The sequence below is a fragment of the Thauera aminoaromatica S2 genome, from assembly GCF_000310185.1.
Taxonomy (GTDB): Bacteria; Pseudomonadota; Gammaproteobacteria; order Burkholderiales; family Rhodocyclaceae; genus Thauera; species Thauera aminoaromatica.
The window spans coordinates 1-802 of record NZ_AMXD01000305.1; the positions used below are offsets into that span (position 1 = coordinate 1).

The window sequence follows — 802 nt, forward strand, 5'->3', positions numbered from 1 at the left end:
GCCGACGGCGCCGCGCCGGCGCGGCTCCTCGGCGGCGCCGACCTCGACCTCGCGGTGGCGCGCGGCGCGGCCTACTACGGCTACGTGCGCCGCGGACGCGGGGTGCGCATCCGCGGCGGCACCGCGTGCGCCTACTACGTCGGCATCGAGTCCTCGATGCCCGCCATCCCGGGCATGGAGCCGCCGCTCGAGGCGCTGTGCGTCGCGCCCTTCGGCATGGAGGAGGGCAGCGAGGCCGCCCTGCCCGCGCAGGAGTTCGGCCTGGTCGTCGGCGAGCCGGTGCGCTTCCGCTTCTTCGGCTCCTCGGTGCGCCGCCAGGACGAGGTCGGCACCCTGCTCGACTTCTGGCAGCCCGACGAGCTGCAGGAGCTCGAGGAGATCGAGGCCACCCTTCCCACCGAAGGCCGCCGCCCCGGCGAGGTCGTGCGCGTGAAGCTGCACGCCCGCGTCACCGAGACCGGCACGCTCGAGCTCGAGGCCCTGCCGGTGGACGGCAGCGCACGCTGGAAGGTGCAGTTCGACGTGCGCGGCACCGCCGAGGCCTGAGGTCGCTCGCGTGGCGACGCGCTACACCGTCGGCATCGACCTCGGCACCAGCAACACCGTGGTCGCCTTCGCCGCAGAGGGCGAGGACCGCATCCAGGTGCTGGAGATCGAGCAGCTCGTCGGCCGCGGCGAGCTCGCCGCGCGCACGCTGCTGCCCTCGGTGCGCTACCACCCCGCCGCGGGCGAGCTCGACCCCGCCACGCTGCGCCTGGTCGCGAGCGCCGGAGAGGGGCAGGGCGCGCCGCCGGCGGTGCTC

The 802-nt window shown here is 75.8% G+C and carries 2 pseudogenes; both read left to right on the plus strand.

Going from position 1 to position 802, the window contains the following annotated elements:
- Positions 1–546 (plus strand): annotated as a pseudogene (locus C665_RS19760) (Hsp70 family protein); the annotation flags it as partial.
- Positions 547–556: 10 nt separating this feature from the next.
- Positions 557–802 (plus strand): annotated as a pseudogene (locus tag C665_RS19765) (hypothetical protein); the annotation flags it as partial.